The organism is Pseudomonas sp. Tun-23181 (assembly GCF_057415455.1).
Genome location: NZ_CM171630.1, coordinates 1,135,728 through 1,149,778 on the forward strand (window position 1 = coordinate 1,135,728; position 14,051 = coordinate 1,149,778).

14 protein-coding genes are annotated in these 14,051 nt (G+C 65.3%); 9 read left to right on the plus strand and 5 right to left on the minus strand.

Annotation, left to right across the window (positions count from 1 at the left end; all coding sequences use genetic code 11):
- Positions 1 to 31 precede the first annotated feature (31 nt).
- Complete coding sequence (locus ACDI39_RS05685; protein ID WP_225789009.1) at positions 32 to 1,261, minus strand: Bcr/CflA family multidrug efflux MFS transporter; 1,230 nt, start codon at positions 1,259 to 1,261, stop codon at positions 32 to 34.
- A gap of 232 nt (positions 1,262 to 1,493) precedes the next feature.
- Entirely contained in the window at positions 1,494 to 2,399 is a 906-nt protein-coding gene (hpaA, locus tag ACDI39_RS05690; RefSeq protein WP_253104468.1) for a 4-hydroxyphenylacetate catabolism regulatory protein HpaA, read from the minus strand.
- Positions 2,400 to 2,573: 174 nt separating this feature from the next.
- Between hpaA and ACDI39_RS05695 the strand changes: the two genes are divergently transcribed.
- The 8 genes from ACDI39_RS05695 to hpaI all read left to right on the plus strand — a co-directional run bounded on the left by ACDI39_RS05695 (position 2,574) and on the right by hpaI (position 9,927).
- On the plus strand, positions 2,574 to 3,248 hold the full coding sequence (locus ACDI39_RS05695; RefSeq protein ID WP_225789007.1) for a fumarylacetoacetate hydrolase family protein: 675 nt from the start codon (positions 2,574 to 2,576) through the stop codon (positions 3,246 to 3,248).
- Positions 3,245 to 4,012 carry a fumarylacetoacetate hydrolase family protein gene (locus ACDI39_RS05700; protein ID WP_368815543.1) on the plus strand — a complete coding sequence of 256 codons (768 nt, stop codon included), beginning with the start codon at positions 3,245 to 3,247 and terminating at the stop codon, positions 4,010 to 4,012. Before ACDI39_RS05695 ends, ACDI39_RS05700 begins: the two co-directional genes overlap by 4 nt.
- A gap of 5 nt (positions 4,013 to 4,017) precedes the next feature.
- A complete protein-coding gene (gene hpaE, locus ACDI39_RS05705; RefSeq protein WP_486538959.1) occupies positions 4,018 to 5,478 on the plus strand; it encodes a 5-carboxymethyl-2-hydroxymuconate semialdehyde dehydrogenase in 1,461 nt (486 codons plus the stop codon).
- 66 nt (positions 5,479 to 5,544) lie between these two features.
- Positions 5,545 to 6,468 (plus strand): 3,4-dihydroxyphenylacetate 2,3-dioxygenase, encoded by a 924-nt coding sequence (hpaD, locus tag ACDI39_RS05710; RefSeq protein WP_225789005.1) that lies wholly within the window; start codon positions 5,545 to 5,547, stop codon positions 6,466 to 6,468.
- A 56-nt stretch (positions 6,469 to 6,524) separates the two neighbouring features.
- Positions 6,525 to 6,935 carry a 5-carboxymethyl-2-hydroxymuconate Delta-isomerase gene (locus ACDI39_RS05715; protein WP_225789004.1) on the plus strand — a complete coding sequence of 137 codons (411 nt, stop codon included), beginning with the start codon at positions 6,525 to 6,527 and terminating at the stop codon, positions 6,933 to 6,935.
- 49 nt (positions 6,936 to 6,984) lie between these two features.
- Positions 6,985 to 8,292 carry an MFS transporter gene (locus tag ACDI39_RS05720; protein ID WP_225789003.1) on the plus strand — a complete coding sequence of 436 codons (1,308 nt, stop codon included), beginning with the start codon at positions 6,985 to 6,987 and terminating at the stop codon, positions 8,290 to 8,292.
- Positions 8,293 to 8,309: 17 nt separating this feature from the next.
- Complete coding sequence (hpaH, locus tag ACDI39_RS05725) at positions 8,310 to 9,113, plus strand: 2-oxo-hept-4-ene-1,7-dioate hydratase (RefSeq protein ID WP_225789002.1); 804 nt, start codon at positions 8,310 to 8,312, stop codon at positions 9,111 to 9,113.
- A gap of 10 nt (positions 9,114 to 9,123) precedes the next feature.
- Positions 9,124 to 9,927, plus strand: coding sequence for a 4-hydroxy-2-oxoheptanedioate aldolase (gene hpaI, locus ACDI39_RS05730; RefSeq protein WP_225789001.1), 804 nt, complete (start codon positions 9,124 to 9,126; stop codon positions 9,925 to 9,927).
- Between the two features lie 637 nt (positions 9,928 to 10,564).
- Here hpaI and ACDI39_RS05735 read toward each other — a convergent pair.
- Entirely contained in the window at positions 10,565 to 11,509 is a 945-nt protein-coding gene (locus tag ACDI39_RS05735; RefSeq protein WP_225789000.1) for a p-hydroxyphenylacetate 3-hydroxylase reductase component, read from the minus strand.
- A gap of 77 nt (positions 11,510 to 11,586) precedes the next feature.
- Complete coding sequence (locus ACDI39_RS05740; RefSeq protein WP_225788999.1) at positions 11,587 to 12,756, minus strand: p-hydroxyphenylacetate 3-hydroxylase oxygenase component; 1,170 nt, start codon at positions 12,754 to 12,756, stop codon at positions 11,587 to 11,589.
- A gap of 251 nt (positions 12,757 to 13,007) precedes the next feature.
- Here ACDI39_RS05740 and ACDI39_RS05745 point away from each other — a divergent pair, with 251 nt between their 5' ends.
- Positions 13,008 to 13,601 carry a TetR/AcrR family transcriptional regulator gene (locus ACDI39_RS05745; RefSeq protein WP_253105257.1) on the plus strand — a complete coding sequence of 198 codons (594 nt, stop codon included), beginning with the start codon at positions 13,008 to 13,010 and terminating at the stop codon, positions 13,599 to 13,601.
- A 25-nt stretch (positions 13,602 to 13,626) separates the two neighbouring features.
- On the opposite strand, the gene hpaR is transcribed toward ACDI39_RS05745, so the two are convergent.
- Positions 13,627 to 14,049, minus strand: coding sequence for a homoprotocatechuate degradation operon regulator HpaR (hpaR, locus tag ACDI39_RS05750; RefSeq protein WP_225788997.1), 423 nt, complete (start codon positions 14,047 to 14,049; stop codon positions 13,627 to 13,629).
- Between the last annotated feature and the right edge of the window lie 2 nt (positions 14,050 to 14,051).

A 14,051-nucleotide genomic window follows, 5' to 3' on the forward strand; every position in this document is an offset into this window, starting at 1 on the left:
CACGACTGGTGACGGGCGCCCCTGAGCGCCTCTACAGGCTGGCACGGTCGTCGCAAGGTCGTGGAAGCGGCGCCCCGCCGTGCAACTTCGACCGCCGTCTAAGCCACAGGTAGCACAACGCGGTCCCTGCCCCGGCGCCGGCGATGACCAGGCACATCGGCCGCGGCGAGCCATCGGCCAGGCTGCCCACCAGCGCACTGAACGCAGCGCCCATGGCGAACTGGGTCGAGACGGCCAGGCCGGCGGCGGCGCCGGCATTGCCGGGGAACAGCTTCAACAGGCTCGCCACGCAGTTCGCCCCCATCAGGCCGGTGACGCTCACATACAGCACCACCAGCACCACGATCTCGCTCAGGCCGAGCACACCCGCAGCCCCGAAGATGCCCAGCCCCAGCGCCGCCACGCTGGCGATCGCCGCACCGACACCGAGCATCGACAACGGGCCAAGCCGGCTCACCAGGCGGGCGTTGAGCGTGGTCACCACGATCACCCCGGCGATGTTCAGGGCGAACAGCCAGCCATACAGGTGCGTCGATACCCCGAAATATTCGATGTAGACGTACGGCGATGCGGTGATGAAGGCGAACATGCCGCCGAACGACAGCCCCATGCACAGGATGAACGCCAGCGCCTGCGGGTTTCGCGCGATGTGCCAGTAGCCAGCGAGGGCCACACCCAGGGAGCCTGCCCGTCTGTCGGCGGGATGGGTCTCGGGAATGCTCCACGCGCTGGCGGCCAGGCAGATCGCGGCGAAGCAGAACAGCCCGGCGAAGATCGTTCGCCAGCCGTGCACCAGCATCAGGAAGCTGCCGGCCAAAGGGGCCACCAGCGTGGCGACCATCGTCACCAGGTGCATCAGCGACAGGGTCCTGGCCGCCTCGTTGAGCGAGAAGATGTCCCGCACGATGGACCTGGCCAGCACCGAAGCGGCGGCCCCGCCGAGTGCCTGCAGGAAGCGCCAGGCGATCAGCTCGTTGACGCTGCCCGCCAGCATGCAGCCGATGGTCGCGCCCAGGTACAGCAGCATCCCGCACAGCAACACCGGCCTGCGGCCGAAACGGTCGGAACACGGGCCATGGAACAGCATGCCCAGGCACAGCCCGGCCAGGAACACGCCGATTGTCAGTTGCACATGGGTAGCGCTGGCAGCGAGGTCATCGGCGATGGCCGGCAAACTCGGCAGGTAGGTGTCGATCGACAAGGGGGCGAACGCTACCAGGGCAGCCAGTAGAACGATCAGGCGACTGGGGTTGGGCAACATCGGCACTCCAGGAGGGGTTGGCTGGAAAATAACGATAACATCTTAACATTTATCCAAATGTCGTTAACATTTTAATTGTTATCCAGTAGCTACGCGGGGGCATCGGGCAACCGCCATGAGCCCCATGGAAAGTGCAATCTGTTCCACGGAAAACCCATTCAAGGCGACCCGGCAAGGTGCGAGCATCCTCTGCAAACAACTACAGCGCTCCGGGTGGACCTACATGGCCATTTCACTGCAGGTGCGACTGCCGCTGCCGGTACTCGCCGGGCGTGAGCTTCGCATACCGGTTGAAGAAACGGCTGAAGTAGGCCGGGTCCTTGAAGCCGAGCTGGTAGCAGATTTCGTTCACCGAACTGCTGGAAAACAGCAGCAGGCGCCTGGCCTCCTGCATCAGCCGCTCCAGCACCAGCCGCTTGGAAGGCAAGTCGGCGATGCGCCGGCAGATATCGTTGAGCCGCGCCTCGGTCACCCCGATCTGCTGCGCATAGCGCGCCAGCGGCCAGTGCTCGAGGTAGTGCGCCTCGATCAGTGCATTGAAACGGTGGAAGATCTTCAGGTCTTCGTGCCTGGCCGGGGTCGACTCCCGCGAGTTGGGGCACAGCCGCAGCAGGCTGATCATGATCAACCGGGTCAGCGACTGCAGCGCCGCCTCACGCCCCGGATGGGGGCTGGCGAACTCGTCGCTGAGCGCTTCCAGCCAGTGCTCCAGGCGCCGTGCCTCGGCCTGGTCCGCCGCCGGTACCTTGGCCAGCGCCACGCAGGCCGGGCGCACGTGCACCCCCGCCGGCAGCAGGCTGGCATCCGCCTCGATCAGTTGCCATACCAGTTGCTGGCGCACCGTCAGCACATGCCCGTCGCTGTCGGGCTCGGTGACGAAGGAATGGGTCACCGTGGGCGGCGTGAGGAAGAACATCGGCCCCGACTCGATGAACTGCTGGTCGTCCAGGTAGACCCGCACCGTGCCGGACTTGACGTAATGCACCTGGAAAAACCGGTCGTGGCGATGCACCGGCATGTTGCGCCCGAAAAAGCCGGCCAGGTTGCCGAGCCGATCGTAATGCACCTCGCTGTCGCTGTAGCGCTGGTCGTAGACCTGGCCGATGTTGATGTTCGGAATGGGGTGCCGATCGCTCATCACTGCTTGCTCGCTAATCGCTTGACCGAATTGACCAGCTTCCATGGTGCACCCGCCGCACGGCGGATGCCACAGGATGGAATCTTGACGTTCGTTAACATATTAATTATAAAGTTAACACATTAACGATATCGCTGGAGAGCACCTGTTGCCCAGCACCGCCAGGAGAAAAGCATGAGCCATGCGTTGCATGACGTTGCGAACGGCACCTTGTTCGGCGTAGCGCTGAACTACAACGGTCTGCTGCAGCAGCGTCTGGCTGAGTTCGAACAGCCGCCCTACAAGCAAGCGCCGGTCAAACCGGTGCTGTTCATCAAGACACCGAACACGCGCAACGCCCATGGTGCGGATGTGATCTACCCATCGGGTGTCGAGCGCCTGCAGCCAGGCCCGGCGCTGGGCGTGGTGATCGGCAAGGATGCCAGCCGGGTGAGCGCGGACGATGCGCTGGACCATGTGCTCGGCTACACCATCGTCAATGAATACAGCCTGCCGGAAGACAGCTACTACCGCCCGGCGGTCAAGGCCAAGTGCCGCGACGGCTTCTGCGCGATCGGCCCGCAACTGGTCCCGACAGCGGCGATCGCCGATCCGCACCAGCTGACCCTGAAGCTCTACGTCAACGGCGTGGTCGTCCAGGAAAACACCACCGCCAACCTGGTTCGCCGTATTCCACAACTGATCGCCGAACTCAGCGAATTCATGACCCTGCACGCGGGGGATGTGCTGATCACCGGAACCCCGGAGGGGCGCGTCGACGTCCACCCGGGCGATCACGTCGAGGTCGAGATCACCGGCCTTGGCCGCCTGGCGAACACCATCGTTGCCGAGTCGGGGGAACCAGCATGAAGCACGCACGTATCCGTTATGAAGGCAGCGTCCATGCCGTCACGGTCGAGGACGACAACGCCGTACGCCTGGTCGATGGCCGGCGGCTTGGCGAAGACCAGGTCGAGTGGCTGCCACCGGCCACCGGCAGCATGTTCGCCCTGGGCCTGAACTACGCCGACCACGCCCGTGAGCTGGCCTTCACCCCGCCGACCGAACCGCTGGCCTTCATCAAGTCGTCAGGCACCTACACCGGTCACAACCAGGTCACCTGGCGCCCGGACAACGTCCAATACATGCACTACGAGTGCGAGCTGGTCGCGGTCATCGGCAAGGCGGCCAAGAACGTCAAGCGCGAAAACGCCCTGGACTACGTCGCCGGCTACACGGTGTGCAACGACTACGCCATCCGCGACTACCTGGAGAACTACTACCGCCCCAACCTGCGGGTGAAGAACCGTGACGCCACCACCCCGGTGGGCCCGTGGATCGTCGATGCGGCCGATGTACCGGACGTCAGCGCCCTGAAGCTGCGCACCTGGATCAACGGCGAACTGAAGCAGGAAGGCACCACGGCCGACATGATCTTCGACATCCCCTACCTGATCGAATACTTCTCCAGCTTCATGACCTTGCAGCCGGGCGACATGATCGCCACCGGCACGCCGGAGGGGCTGGCCGACGTGGTGCCGGGCGATGAAGTGGTGGTGGAGGTGGAAGGCGTGGGCCGCCTGGTCAACCGCATCGTCAGCGAGGCTGACTTCTTCAAGAACAACAAGGCATGAGCAGCATGATCAAGCACTGGATCAACGGCCGTGAGGTCGAGAGCAAAGACACCTTCGTCAACTACAACCCGGCCACCGGCGAGGCCATCGGCGAAGTCGCCAGCGGTGGCGCCGAGGAAGTCGCCCAGGCCGTGGCCGCGGCCAAAGAGGCCTTTCCGAAGTGGGCCAACACCCCGGCCAAGGAACGCGCCCGCCTGATGCGCAAGCTCGGTGAGCTGATCGAACAGAACGTGCCGAAACTGGCCGAACTGGAAACCCTCGACACCGGCCTGCCGATCCACCAGACCAAGAACGTGCTGATCCCGCGTGCCTCGCACAACTTCGACTTCTTCGCCGAAGTGTGCACGCGCATGGACGGCCACACCTACCCGGTCGACGACCAGATGCTCAACTACACCCTGTACCAGCCGGTGGGGGTATGCGGCCTGGTGTCGCCATGGAACGTGCCGTTCATGACCGCCACCTGGAAGACTGCACCGTGCCTGGCACTGGGCAACACCGCAGTCTTGAAGATGAGCGAGTTGTCGCCGCTGACCGCCAACGAACTGGGCCGCCTGGCCGTCGAAGCCGGCATCCCCAACGGTGTGCTGAACGTGATCCAGGGCTATGGCGCCACCGCGGGCGACGCCCTGGTACGCCACCCGGACGTACGCGCCATCTCCTTCACCGGCGGCACCGCCACCGGCCGCAAGATCATGCAGAGCGCGGGCCTGAAGAAGTACTCGATGGAGCTGGGCGGCAAGTCGCCGGTGCTGATCTTCGAGGACGCCGACCTTGAGCGCGCCCTGGACGCGGCACTGTTCACCATCTTCTCGCTCAACGGCGAACGGTGCACCGCCGGCAGCCGTATCTTCATCCAGGAGAGCGTGTATCCCCAATTCGTGGCCGAATTCGCCGCCCGTGCCAAGCGCCTGATCGTCGGCGACCCTACCGACCCGAAGACCCAAGTCGGCTCGATGATCACCCAGCAGCACTACGACAAGGTCACCGGCTACATCCGCATCGGCATCGAAGAAGGTGCACGCCTGGTCGCCGGCGGCCTGGAGCGCCCGGCCAACCTGCCGGCGCACCTGGCCAAGGGGCAGTTCATCCAGCCGACCGTGTTCGCCGACGTCAACAACAAGATGCGCATCGCCCAGGAGGAAATCTTCGGGCCGGTGGTCTGCCTGATTCCGTTCAAGGACGAAGCCGAAGCACTGCGGTTGGCCAACGACACCGAGTACGGCCTGGCCTCGTACATCTGGACCCAGGACATCGGCAAGGCCCATCGCCTGGCCCGTGGCATCGAAGCCGGCATGGTGTTCATCAACAGCCAGAACGTGCGCGACCTGCGCCAGCCGTTCGGCGGCGTCAAAGGCTCCGGCACCGGGCGTGAAGGTGGACAATACAGCTTCGAAGTGTTCGCCGAGATCAAGAACGTGTGCATCTCGATGGGCAGCCACCACATCCCTCGCTGGGGCGTATGACCCCTCCTCCACCCGGCTGGCGAATGTCGCCAGCCGGGTGGCTACACAACAACAAGGAGTTTCACCATGGGCAAGCTGGCACTCGCAGCCAAGATCACTCATGTTCCCTCCATGTACCTGTCGGAGCTGCCAGGCCCGCGCCAGGGCTTTCGCCAGGCGGCCATCGACGGGCATTACGAGATCAGCCGCCGCTGCCGCGAACTGGGCGTGGACACCATCGTCGTGTTCGACACCCACTGGCTGGTCAACGCCAATTACCACGTGCTGTGCGCGCCGCACTTCCAGGGCGTGTACACCAGCAACGAGCTGCCGCACTTCATCAGCAACATGCCCTACGCATTCCCCGGCAATACCGAACTCGGCCAACTGCTGGCCGAGGCGTGCAACCGCTTCGACGTCGAGACCATGGCCCACCACGCCACCACCCTCGGCCCGGAATACGGCACCCTGGTACCGATGCGCTACATGAACCAGGACCAGCACTTCAAGGTGATCTCGGTCTCGGCGCTGTGCACCTCGCACTACCTGGCCGACAGTGCCCGCCTCGGCTGGGCCATGCGCAAGGCGGTGGAAGATCACTACGACGGCACCGTGGCCTTCCTGGCCAGTGGCTCGTTGTCGCACCGCTTCGCCCAGAACGGCCAGGCACCGGAGTTCGCCACCAAGGTCTGGAGCCCGTTCCTCGAGACGCTGGACAACCGCGTGGTCTCGATGTGGGAGAACGCCGAGTGGGAGGCGTTCTGCGGCATGCTCCCGGAGTACGCCGCCAAGGGGCACGGCGAAGGCTTCATGCACGACACCGCGATGCTGCTCGGCGCCCTGGGCTGGTCCGGGTACGACGGCAAGGCCGAGGTGGTGACGCCTTACTTCGGCTCTTCGGGTACCGGCCAGATCAACGCGATCTTCCCGGTCACGCCCCAGGATGGCTCGGCCATTCCCCCGGCCCAGGCTGCCCACCCGGCGGCGGTGGTTTCCACCAGCCGCCTGTGACCCACCTGGCCGTCCCTGGCGGGCGGCCAGCCGCTTCTGCAACGAGGAGGCCCTTCATGCCCCATCTGGTTCTGCTCTACACCCCCGACCTGGAAACTGAAGCCGACATTCCAGGGCTGTGCCGTGCCCTGGCCGACAGCATGCTCGAACAGCGCGACGAAACCGGCAAAGCGGTATTCCCCACCGGCGGCACCCGCGTGCTGGCCTACCCTGCCGCCCATTGCGCGGTGGCTGACGGTCAGGGCGACTACGGCTTCCTGTACGCCAACCTGCGCATGGGCAGCGGCCGCCGCGCCGAGGTTCACGAACGTGTCGGAGACAGCCTGCTGCAGGTGCTCAAGAGCCGCCTGGACGGGCTGCTGCAACGCCGTCCGATCGGCATCACCCTGCAAATCGACGAGAGCACCCAGCAGGTCTACGACGCCAAGCACAGCACCTTGCACCCCCTGTTCAACCGCCCGGCCTGACGCCTGCCGACGGGCCGTTGCCCCCTCATCACAGAACAAGTACAAGAACATGAGCACTCTCGAACATGCCTCGCCTGCCAAGACCCAAGCCGAACTGGCCGACAGTACCCACCGCACGGTCACCTGGCGGCTGATGCCGCTGCTGCTGGTGTGCTACCTGTTCGCCCACCTCGACCGTATCAACATCGGCTTCGCCAAGATGCAGATGAGCCAGGACCTGCAGTTCTCCGACACGGTCTACGGCCTGGGCGCCGGGTTGTTCTTCATCGCCTATGCGTTGTTCGGCGTGCCCAGCAGCCTGGTGCTCGAGCGCATCGGCCCACGCCGCTGGATCGCTACCCTGATGGTGGTCTGGGGCGCGCTGTCGACCAGCATGCTGCTGATCGAGACCAGCAGCGCCTTCTACCTGTTGCGCTTCGCCCTGGGCGCAGCCGAGGCCGGCTTCTTCCCGGGCATCCTGGTCTACCTCAACCGCTGGTACCCCGCCGGGCGCAGAGCCCAGGTCACCGCGCTGTTCGCCGTTGCCGTGCCGTTGGCCGGCGTCATCGGCGGGCCGGTTTCCGGAACGATCCTGGCCTTCATGCACAACACCGCCGGGCTGCGCGGCTGGCAGTGGATGTTCCTGCTCGAAGGCGCCCCCGTGATACTGCTGGGCCTGGTGGTGCTGGCCGCGCTGCCGGAAGGCTTCGAGCAGGTGCGTTGGCTCGACGAGCGGCAGAAGGCGACACTGCGCGCCCAGTTCGGCGCCGAGGAGCAGCGCAAGTCGGTGACCTCCCTGGGCGGGATCATCGCCAGCCGGGCCGTGTGGCTGCTGGTGGCGGTGTACTGCGCGGTCATGCTGGCGGTCAACACCCTGGCCTTCTGGATGCCCAGCCTGATCCATGGTGCTGGCATCGGCAGCGACGCCAGCGTCGGCCTGCTCAGTGCCCTGCCCTACCTGGCCGGCTGTGTGTTCATGCTCGCCTGCGGGCGCTCCAGCGACCGCCAGCGCGAGCGCCGCTGGCACCTGTGCGTGCCCATGCTGATGGCCGCCACCGGCATCGCCATCGCCGGGTTGATGCCACAGCAGCCCTGGCCGGTACTGGCCGGGCTGGTCCTGGCGGGCATGGGCGCCAGCGCCGCGCTGCCGATGTTCTGGCAGTTGCCGCCGGCCTTCCTCAACGCACGCACCCAGGCGGCCGGCATCGCCCTGATCAGTTCGCTGGGCAGCGTCGCTTCGTTCGCCGCGCCCTATTTCATCGGCTGGGTCCGCGACACCACGCAAAGCGCCAGCCTCGCGCTGTACCTGCTGGCGATCTTCATCACCCTTGGCGGCCTGCTGGTGCTGCGCACCCGGGCGGCCATCGTCAATCCTTGAACCAAGAGATTCCAACCATGCTTGATAACGCTTTCATCCAGCAGGCCGCCGAGCGCCTCGACCAGGCCGAACGCACCCGCGAGCAGGTTCGCCAGTTCTCGCTGGAGCAACCGGGCATCACCATTGAAGATGCCTACGCCATCCAGCGTGCCTGGGTCGCCAAGAAGATCGCCGCCGGCCGCCGCCTGGTCGGCCACAAGATCGGCCTGACCTCGCGGGCCATGCAGGTATCGTCGAGCATCACCGAACCCGACTACGGTGCCCTGCTGGATGACATGCTGTTCGACGAAGGCAGCGACATTCCCTTCGAGCGCTTCATCGTGCCGCGGGTCGAGGTCGAGCTGGCGTTCATCCTCGGCAAGCCGCTCAAAGGCCCGGGCGTGACCCTGTTCGATGTGCTGGACGCCACCGAGTGGGTGATCCCGGCACTGGAAATCATCGATGCGCGCATCCAGCAGGTCGACCCGCAGACCCAGGCGACCCGCAAGGTGTTCGACACCATTTCCGACAACGCGGCGAACGCCGGCGTGGTCATGGGCGGGCGCGCCGTGCGCCCCACCGAGATCGACCTGCGCAAGGTACCGGCGGTGCTCTACCGCAACGGCGTGATCGAAGAGTCGGGGGTCAGCGCCGCAGTGCTCAACCACCCGGCCAAGGGCGTCGCCTGGCTGGCCAACAAGCTGGCAGCGTATGACGTTACCCTGCAGCCGGGCCAGGTCATCCTCGGCGGCTCGTTCACCCGCCCGGTCGCCGCGCGGCCCGGTGACACCTTCCACGTCGACTACGACATGCTCGGCTCGATTGCCTGCCGTTTCGTCTGAGGAGCCCGCCATGCACATGCCCATCAACAGCTTCAAGCAACGCCTGCGCAGCGGCCAGGCACAAATCGGCCTGTGGCTCGGCCTGGCTGACGCCTACTGTGCGGAACTGGCCGCCAATGCCGGTTTCGACTGGCTGCTGATCGACGGCGAGCACGCACCGAACGACCTGCGCGGCATGCTCGAGCAGTTGCAGGCCGTGGCGCCCTACCCCAGCCAACCGGTGATCCGCCCGGTGATCGGCGATACTGCGCTGCTCAAGCAAGTGCTGGACATCGGTGCGCAGACCCTGCTGGTGCCCATGGTCGAAAGCGCCGAGCAGGCGCGCCAGCTGGTCAGGGCCGTGCATTACCCACCCACGGGCATCCGTGGTGTGGGCAGCGCACTGGCACGAGCCTCGCGCTGGAACAGCATCGCCGGCTACCTCGACCATGCCGACGAGCAGATGTGCCTGCTGGTGCAGATCGAGAACACGGAAGGCCTGGCCAACCTGGACGAGATCGTCGCGGTCGACGGGGTCGATGGCGTGTTCATCGGCCCGGCCGACCTCAGCGCAGCCATGGGCCATCGTGGCAACCCGGGGCATCCTGAAGTGCAGGCGGCCATCGAAGATGCCATCGTGCGCATCGTCAAGGCTGGCAAGGCGGCCGGGATCCTCAGCGCGGACGAGAAGCTGGCCCGGCGCTATATCGAGCTGGGTGCGGCCTTCGTCGCGGTCGGCGTCGACACCACCGTGCTGATGCGCGGCCTGCGGGAGCTGGCGGGCAAGTTCAAGGAAACGCCAGCGTTCGGCAGTACAGGTGGTGGCGTTTACTGAGCGAACCGACGCAAACGACAACGGCGCCTTTTGGGCGCCGTTGTCGTTCATGCCTCGGCCTTGCGCACAACCTGTGAGAGCCGGCTTACCGGCGAAGCAGGTGACGCGGTGGATGGCACCGGCTTCGCCGGTGTTCGCGGGCAAGCCCGCTCCCACAGGGGCGCCGTTGTCGTTCATGCCTCGGCCTTGCGCGCAACCTGTGAAAGCCGACTTGCCGGCGAAGCAGGTGACGCGGTGGATGGCACCGGCTTCGCCGGTGTTCGCGGGCAAGCCCGCTCCCACAGGGGCGCCGTTGTCGTTCATGTCTCGGCCTTGCGCACAACCTGTGAGAGCCGGCTTGCCGGCGAAGCAGGTGACGCGGTGGATGGCACCGGCTTCGCCGGTGTTCGCGGGCAAGCCCGCTCCCACAGGGGCGCCGTTGTCGTTCATGTCTCGGCCTTGCGCGCAACCTGTGGGAGCCGGCTTGCCGGCGAAGCAGGTGACGCGGTGGATGGCACCGGCTTCGCCGGTGTTCGCGGGCAAGCCCGCTCCCACAGGGGCGCCGTTGTCGTTCATGCCTCGGCCTTGCGCGCAACCTGTGGGAGCCGGCTTGCCGGCGATAGGGCCGGTGCAACCACCACAGCAGCCCACGCCGGCCTCACATGCGGATGATCGCCTTCAACACAGTCTTGAAGGTCTCCAGTTGCTCCGCGCTGAACTGTCCGAACACCTTGTCCTGCTGCTCCTGGGCAATGGTCCACAGCGCCTCGGTTTCATCGACCCCCTTGACCGACAGCCGCACACGCCCCTCGTCATCGGCGATCAACCCCTTGCGCTTGAGGTTGGCGACAGCTTCCTCGATCTCCCGGGCCGGCATCGCCACCTCGCGCTGCAGCTCGTTCAGGCTCAGCCCGGCATCGTTCTCCAGCACCATCAGCATGCGTGCTTCGCTGGTGCGCAGGCCGGTGCACAGCTGACGTGGCTGGTAGTCGGCCTGGTAGGTGCGCAGGGCCTGGGTCATCAGGTAGTACAGGTTGTGTTGCAGGCGCCCCTGGAAGTGGCTGCTCGGCGCCTGCCCCTCGGCACGCTGGGTCATGCGGGTGTGCGGCAGCACCATCGAATAGGCACCCTGGTGATACAGCAACGGCGAGCGACCGAAGTCATCGAAAGCCACCACCTTGCCGACCAGGATCCAGTGATCGCCGCCGTCGAGCTGCTGGAACTTCTCGCACTGGAAACGCGCCGAGCAGTCAGCAAGCAGCGGCGCACCGCCGGCCCCCTGCGCGTAGTCGATCCCGGCGAAGCGGTCTTCCTTGGGGCGGGCGAAGTTGTTGGAAAGCTCGATCTGGTCGGCCGCCAGAACGTTCACGGCAAAGTGCGAAGCCTCTGCGAACACTTCGTGGCTGGTCGAGCGCTTGTCGATGCTCCACAGGATCAGCGCCGGCTCCAGCGACACCGAGTTGAAGCTGTTGGCGGTCACGCCGACCTTGCGGCCACTCGGCCCGGCCGCGGTGACCACGGTCACGCCGGTGGCGAAGTTGCCCAAGGCACGGCGGAAGGCGCGGGTATCGAAGCCAGGGGTGGTTGGGGTTTCGTTGGACATGCAAGACTCCCGGGCAGGCCAAGGGGACCTGCCCTGTTCGTTATTGTGGTTGTATCGGGGATCCGCCTGGCGGCGGCTCAGACCATCGTTGGATCGGGCTCCAGGCCCATCAGCTCGCGGCCAAGGATCTGCGCGCAGACGTCGTAGTCGGTGTAGGCGTGGGCGCCGGTCAGGTGCGCGTCACGGAACAGGCGCTGCATCTCGTTGCTGTCGAACCAGGCACCGCCACCGGCGGCTTCCATCAGGCGATCGACCGCCTGGATGCACATCTTCACCGCGTAGCCCTGGTTGGTGCGCCAGAAGGCCAGGGTGGCGCGTGACGGGTACTCGTGGCGCTCGCTGTAGTCGGCGATCTCGTCCCAGCTCTTTTCCAGCAGGGCCCGTGCGGCGGCCACCTGGTGCGTGGACTCGGCCAGGCGCATGAGCGCCGGCGTGGCCGCGCCGACGGCGGCGCCGGTGTAGGCGCGGACGCGGTTGCGGGTCTTCTCGCGGAACACCTCGAGCATGCGCTCGGCGACACCGAGGCTGACGGTCGAGAAACCACTGGCGAAGTAAGGGCGATACGGGGCGAAGAAGATCTTGCTGTCTGGATAGAGGCCGAAACCTGCCGACTTGCCCTCCATCATGTCCTTGGCTTTCTGGATACGGTGCTCGGGCACGAACGCCTCCCGCACGATCAGGGTCTTGCTGCCGCTGCCGCGCATGCCGACGGCATACCAGTCGTCACGGATTTCGTAATCGCTGCGTGGCAGGACGGCGAAGCAGTAATCCTGGGTGCCTTCGGCATTCTGACGACGGAAGCCCAGGATCGCCCACTCGGCGTGGTCGCAGCCGGAACTCCAGCCCATTTCGCCACTGAAGCGCACACCGCCTTCGACTTCTTCGGTGCGGCCGAACGGCGCGATGCTGCTGCTGGCCGTGGCATCCGGGTTGGCACCCCAGACATCCTGCTGCAGCTTGGGTGAGAACATCGCCATCTGGTGGCTGTGGGTGCACAGCAGGCTCATGGCCCACGCGGTACTGGCACAGGCACCGGCCAGCAGCGCGATGCACTGGGCGAACTGTGGCAGGGAAATCTCCATGCCGCCGTACTGCTTGGGCAGGAACGCCCGGTGCATGCCGATGCTCTTCAACAGGGCGATATTCTCGGCAGGGACGCTGCGGTCCTGCTCTGCCCGGAAGGCATTGGCGGCAATGGTCGGCAGAATGGCTTTGAGGTCTTCCAGCAAGGGATTTGGCTTTTTCATGAACGGTCTCTTTATTATTGGATCGTCAGCGTGCAGGCCCGGTGCAGCAACGGGCAGCCGAAAAGTCTCGATGACACGTTCAGTATGTGGCGTTGAAAGTTGCCGAGAAATGCACGTTACAAGGGGAAAATTGTACTTTCCATGGTTTGGCGGATCGGCGTGGCGGAAGCATTTGACCGTGGCCCTGGCGATCACCAAAATCCCCTTCCAACAGCGCGCGACCTTCACGCGCCCCTGACGGAGTGACTTTGTTGAAAGCGCTTTCCCCCTCTGCGGCACGTGTCTGCGACGCCGCCGTCGGCCACTTCGCGCAATACGGCTACGACGCCTCCTCGCTGAACGAAATCGCCCAACGGGCGGGTATACGCAAAGCCTCGCTGTACGCCCACTTCGCCAACAAGGATGCATTGTTCGTGGAGGTCTTCCAGCGTGCGCTGGCACACGAAACGGCGTTCGTCGAGCACGCCTTCCGGCAGGAAGCCGCAGACGATGTCGCCCCGGGGCATTGGCTGGTGCTGCACCTTGCCGAGCGCTACCAGGCATCGGCCAACCTGCGGTTCATCCTGCGCACGGCGTTCGCGCCCCCGGCCAGCATCAAGCCAATCGTCACCTCGGGCTTCGAACGCTACCTGGACCTTGTGCGCGAGGGTTTCTGCCAGGCCCTGCGCGCACGATACGGCTGGGCGCACACCCAGGACACCCGCCTGGAGGTCTATGCCGATGCATACCTGGGCATCATCGACAGCCTGCATGTGGAGCTGATGTACGCCGCCCCCGCCGTCTACGCCCGGCGCGCGGCATCGCTGCTGAAGATCCTCGACGACTCGCTGTCGCTGAACCCTTGAGCCGCTGGCCGTGGCGCTCGGCGCGTCACGGTTTGATCTTCTTCATGTCGTCGAGCAGTTGCATCAGTTGCTCGAGTTTCTCCTCACCGAACTGGCTGAGGATCTTTTCATAGTTGCGGCCCATCTCCTCGCTCATCGCCAGGAACGCCTGCTGCCCCTTGACCGTCAGGCTGATGAACACCCGTCGCTGGTCTTCCGGCGACTTGCGCCGGGTCACGATGCCATCGCGCTCGAGGCGTTTGAGCACGCCGCTCATGCTGGGCTTGAGGATGCAGGCGAGCTCAGCCAACTGATGGCTTTCCAGCTCGCCCTGCTGGCGCAGGATGCGAATCACCCGCCATTGCTGTTCGGTCAGGTCATGGGCGTTCAACGACGGGCGAAAGAACGCCATGGTGGCTTCACGCGCTTGCAGCAGGGTGAGCGTCAGGGAAGGTCTTGGTGTGGTCATGC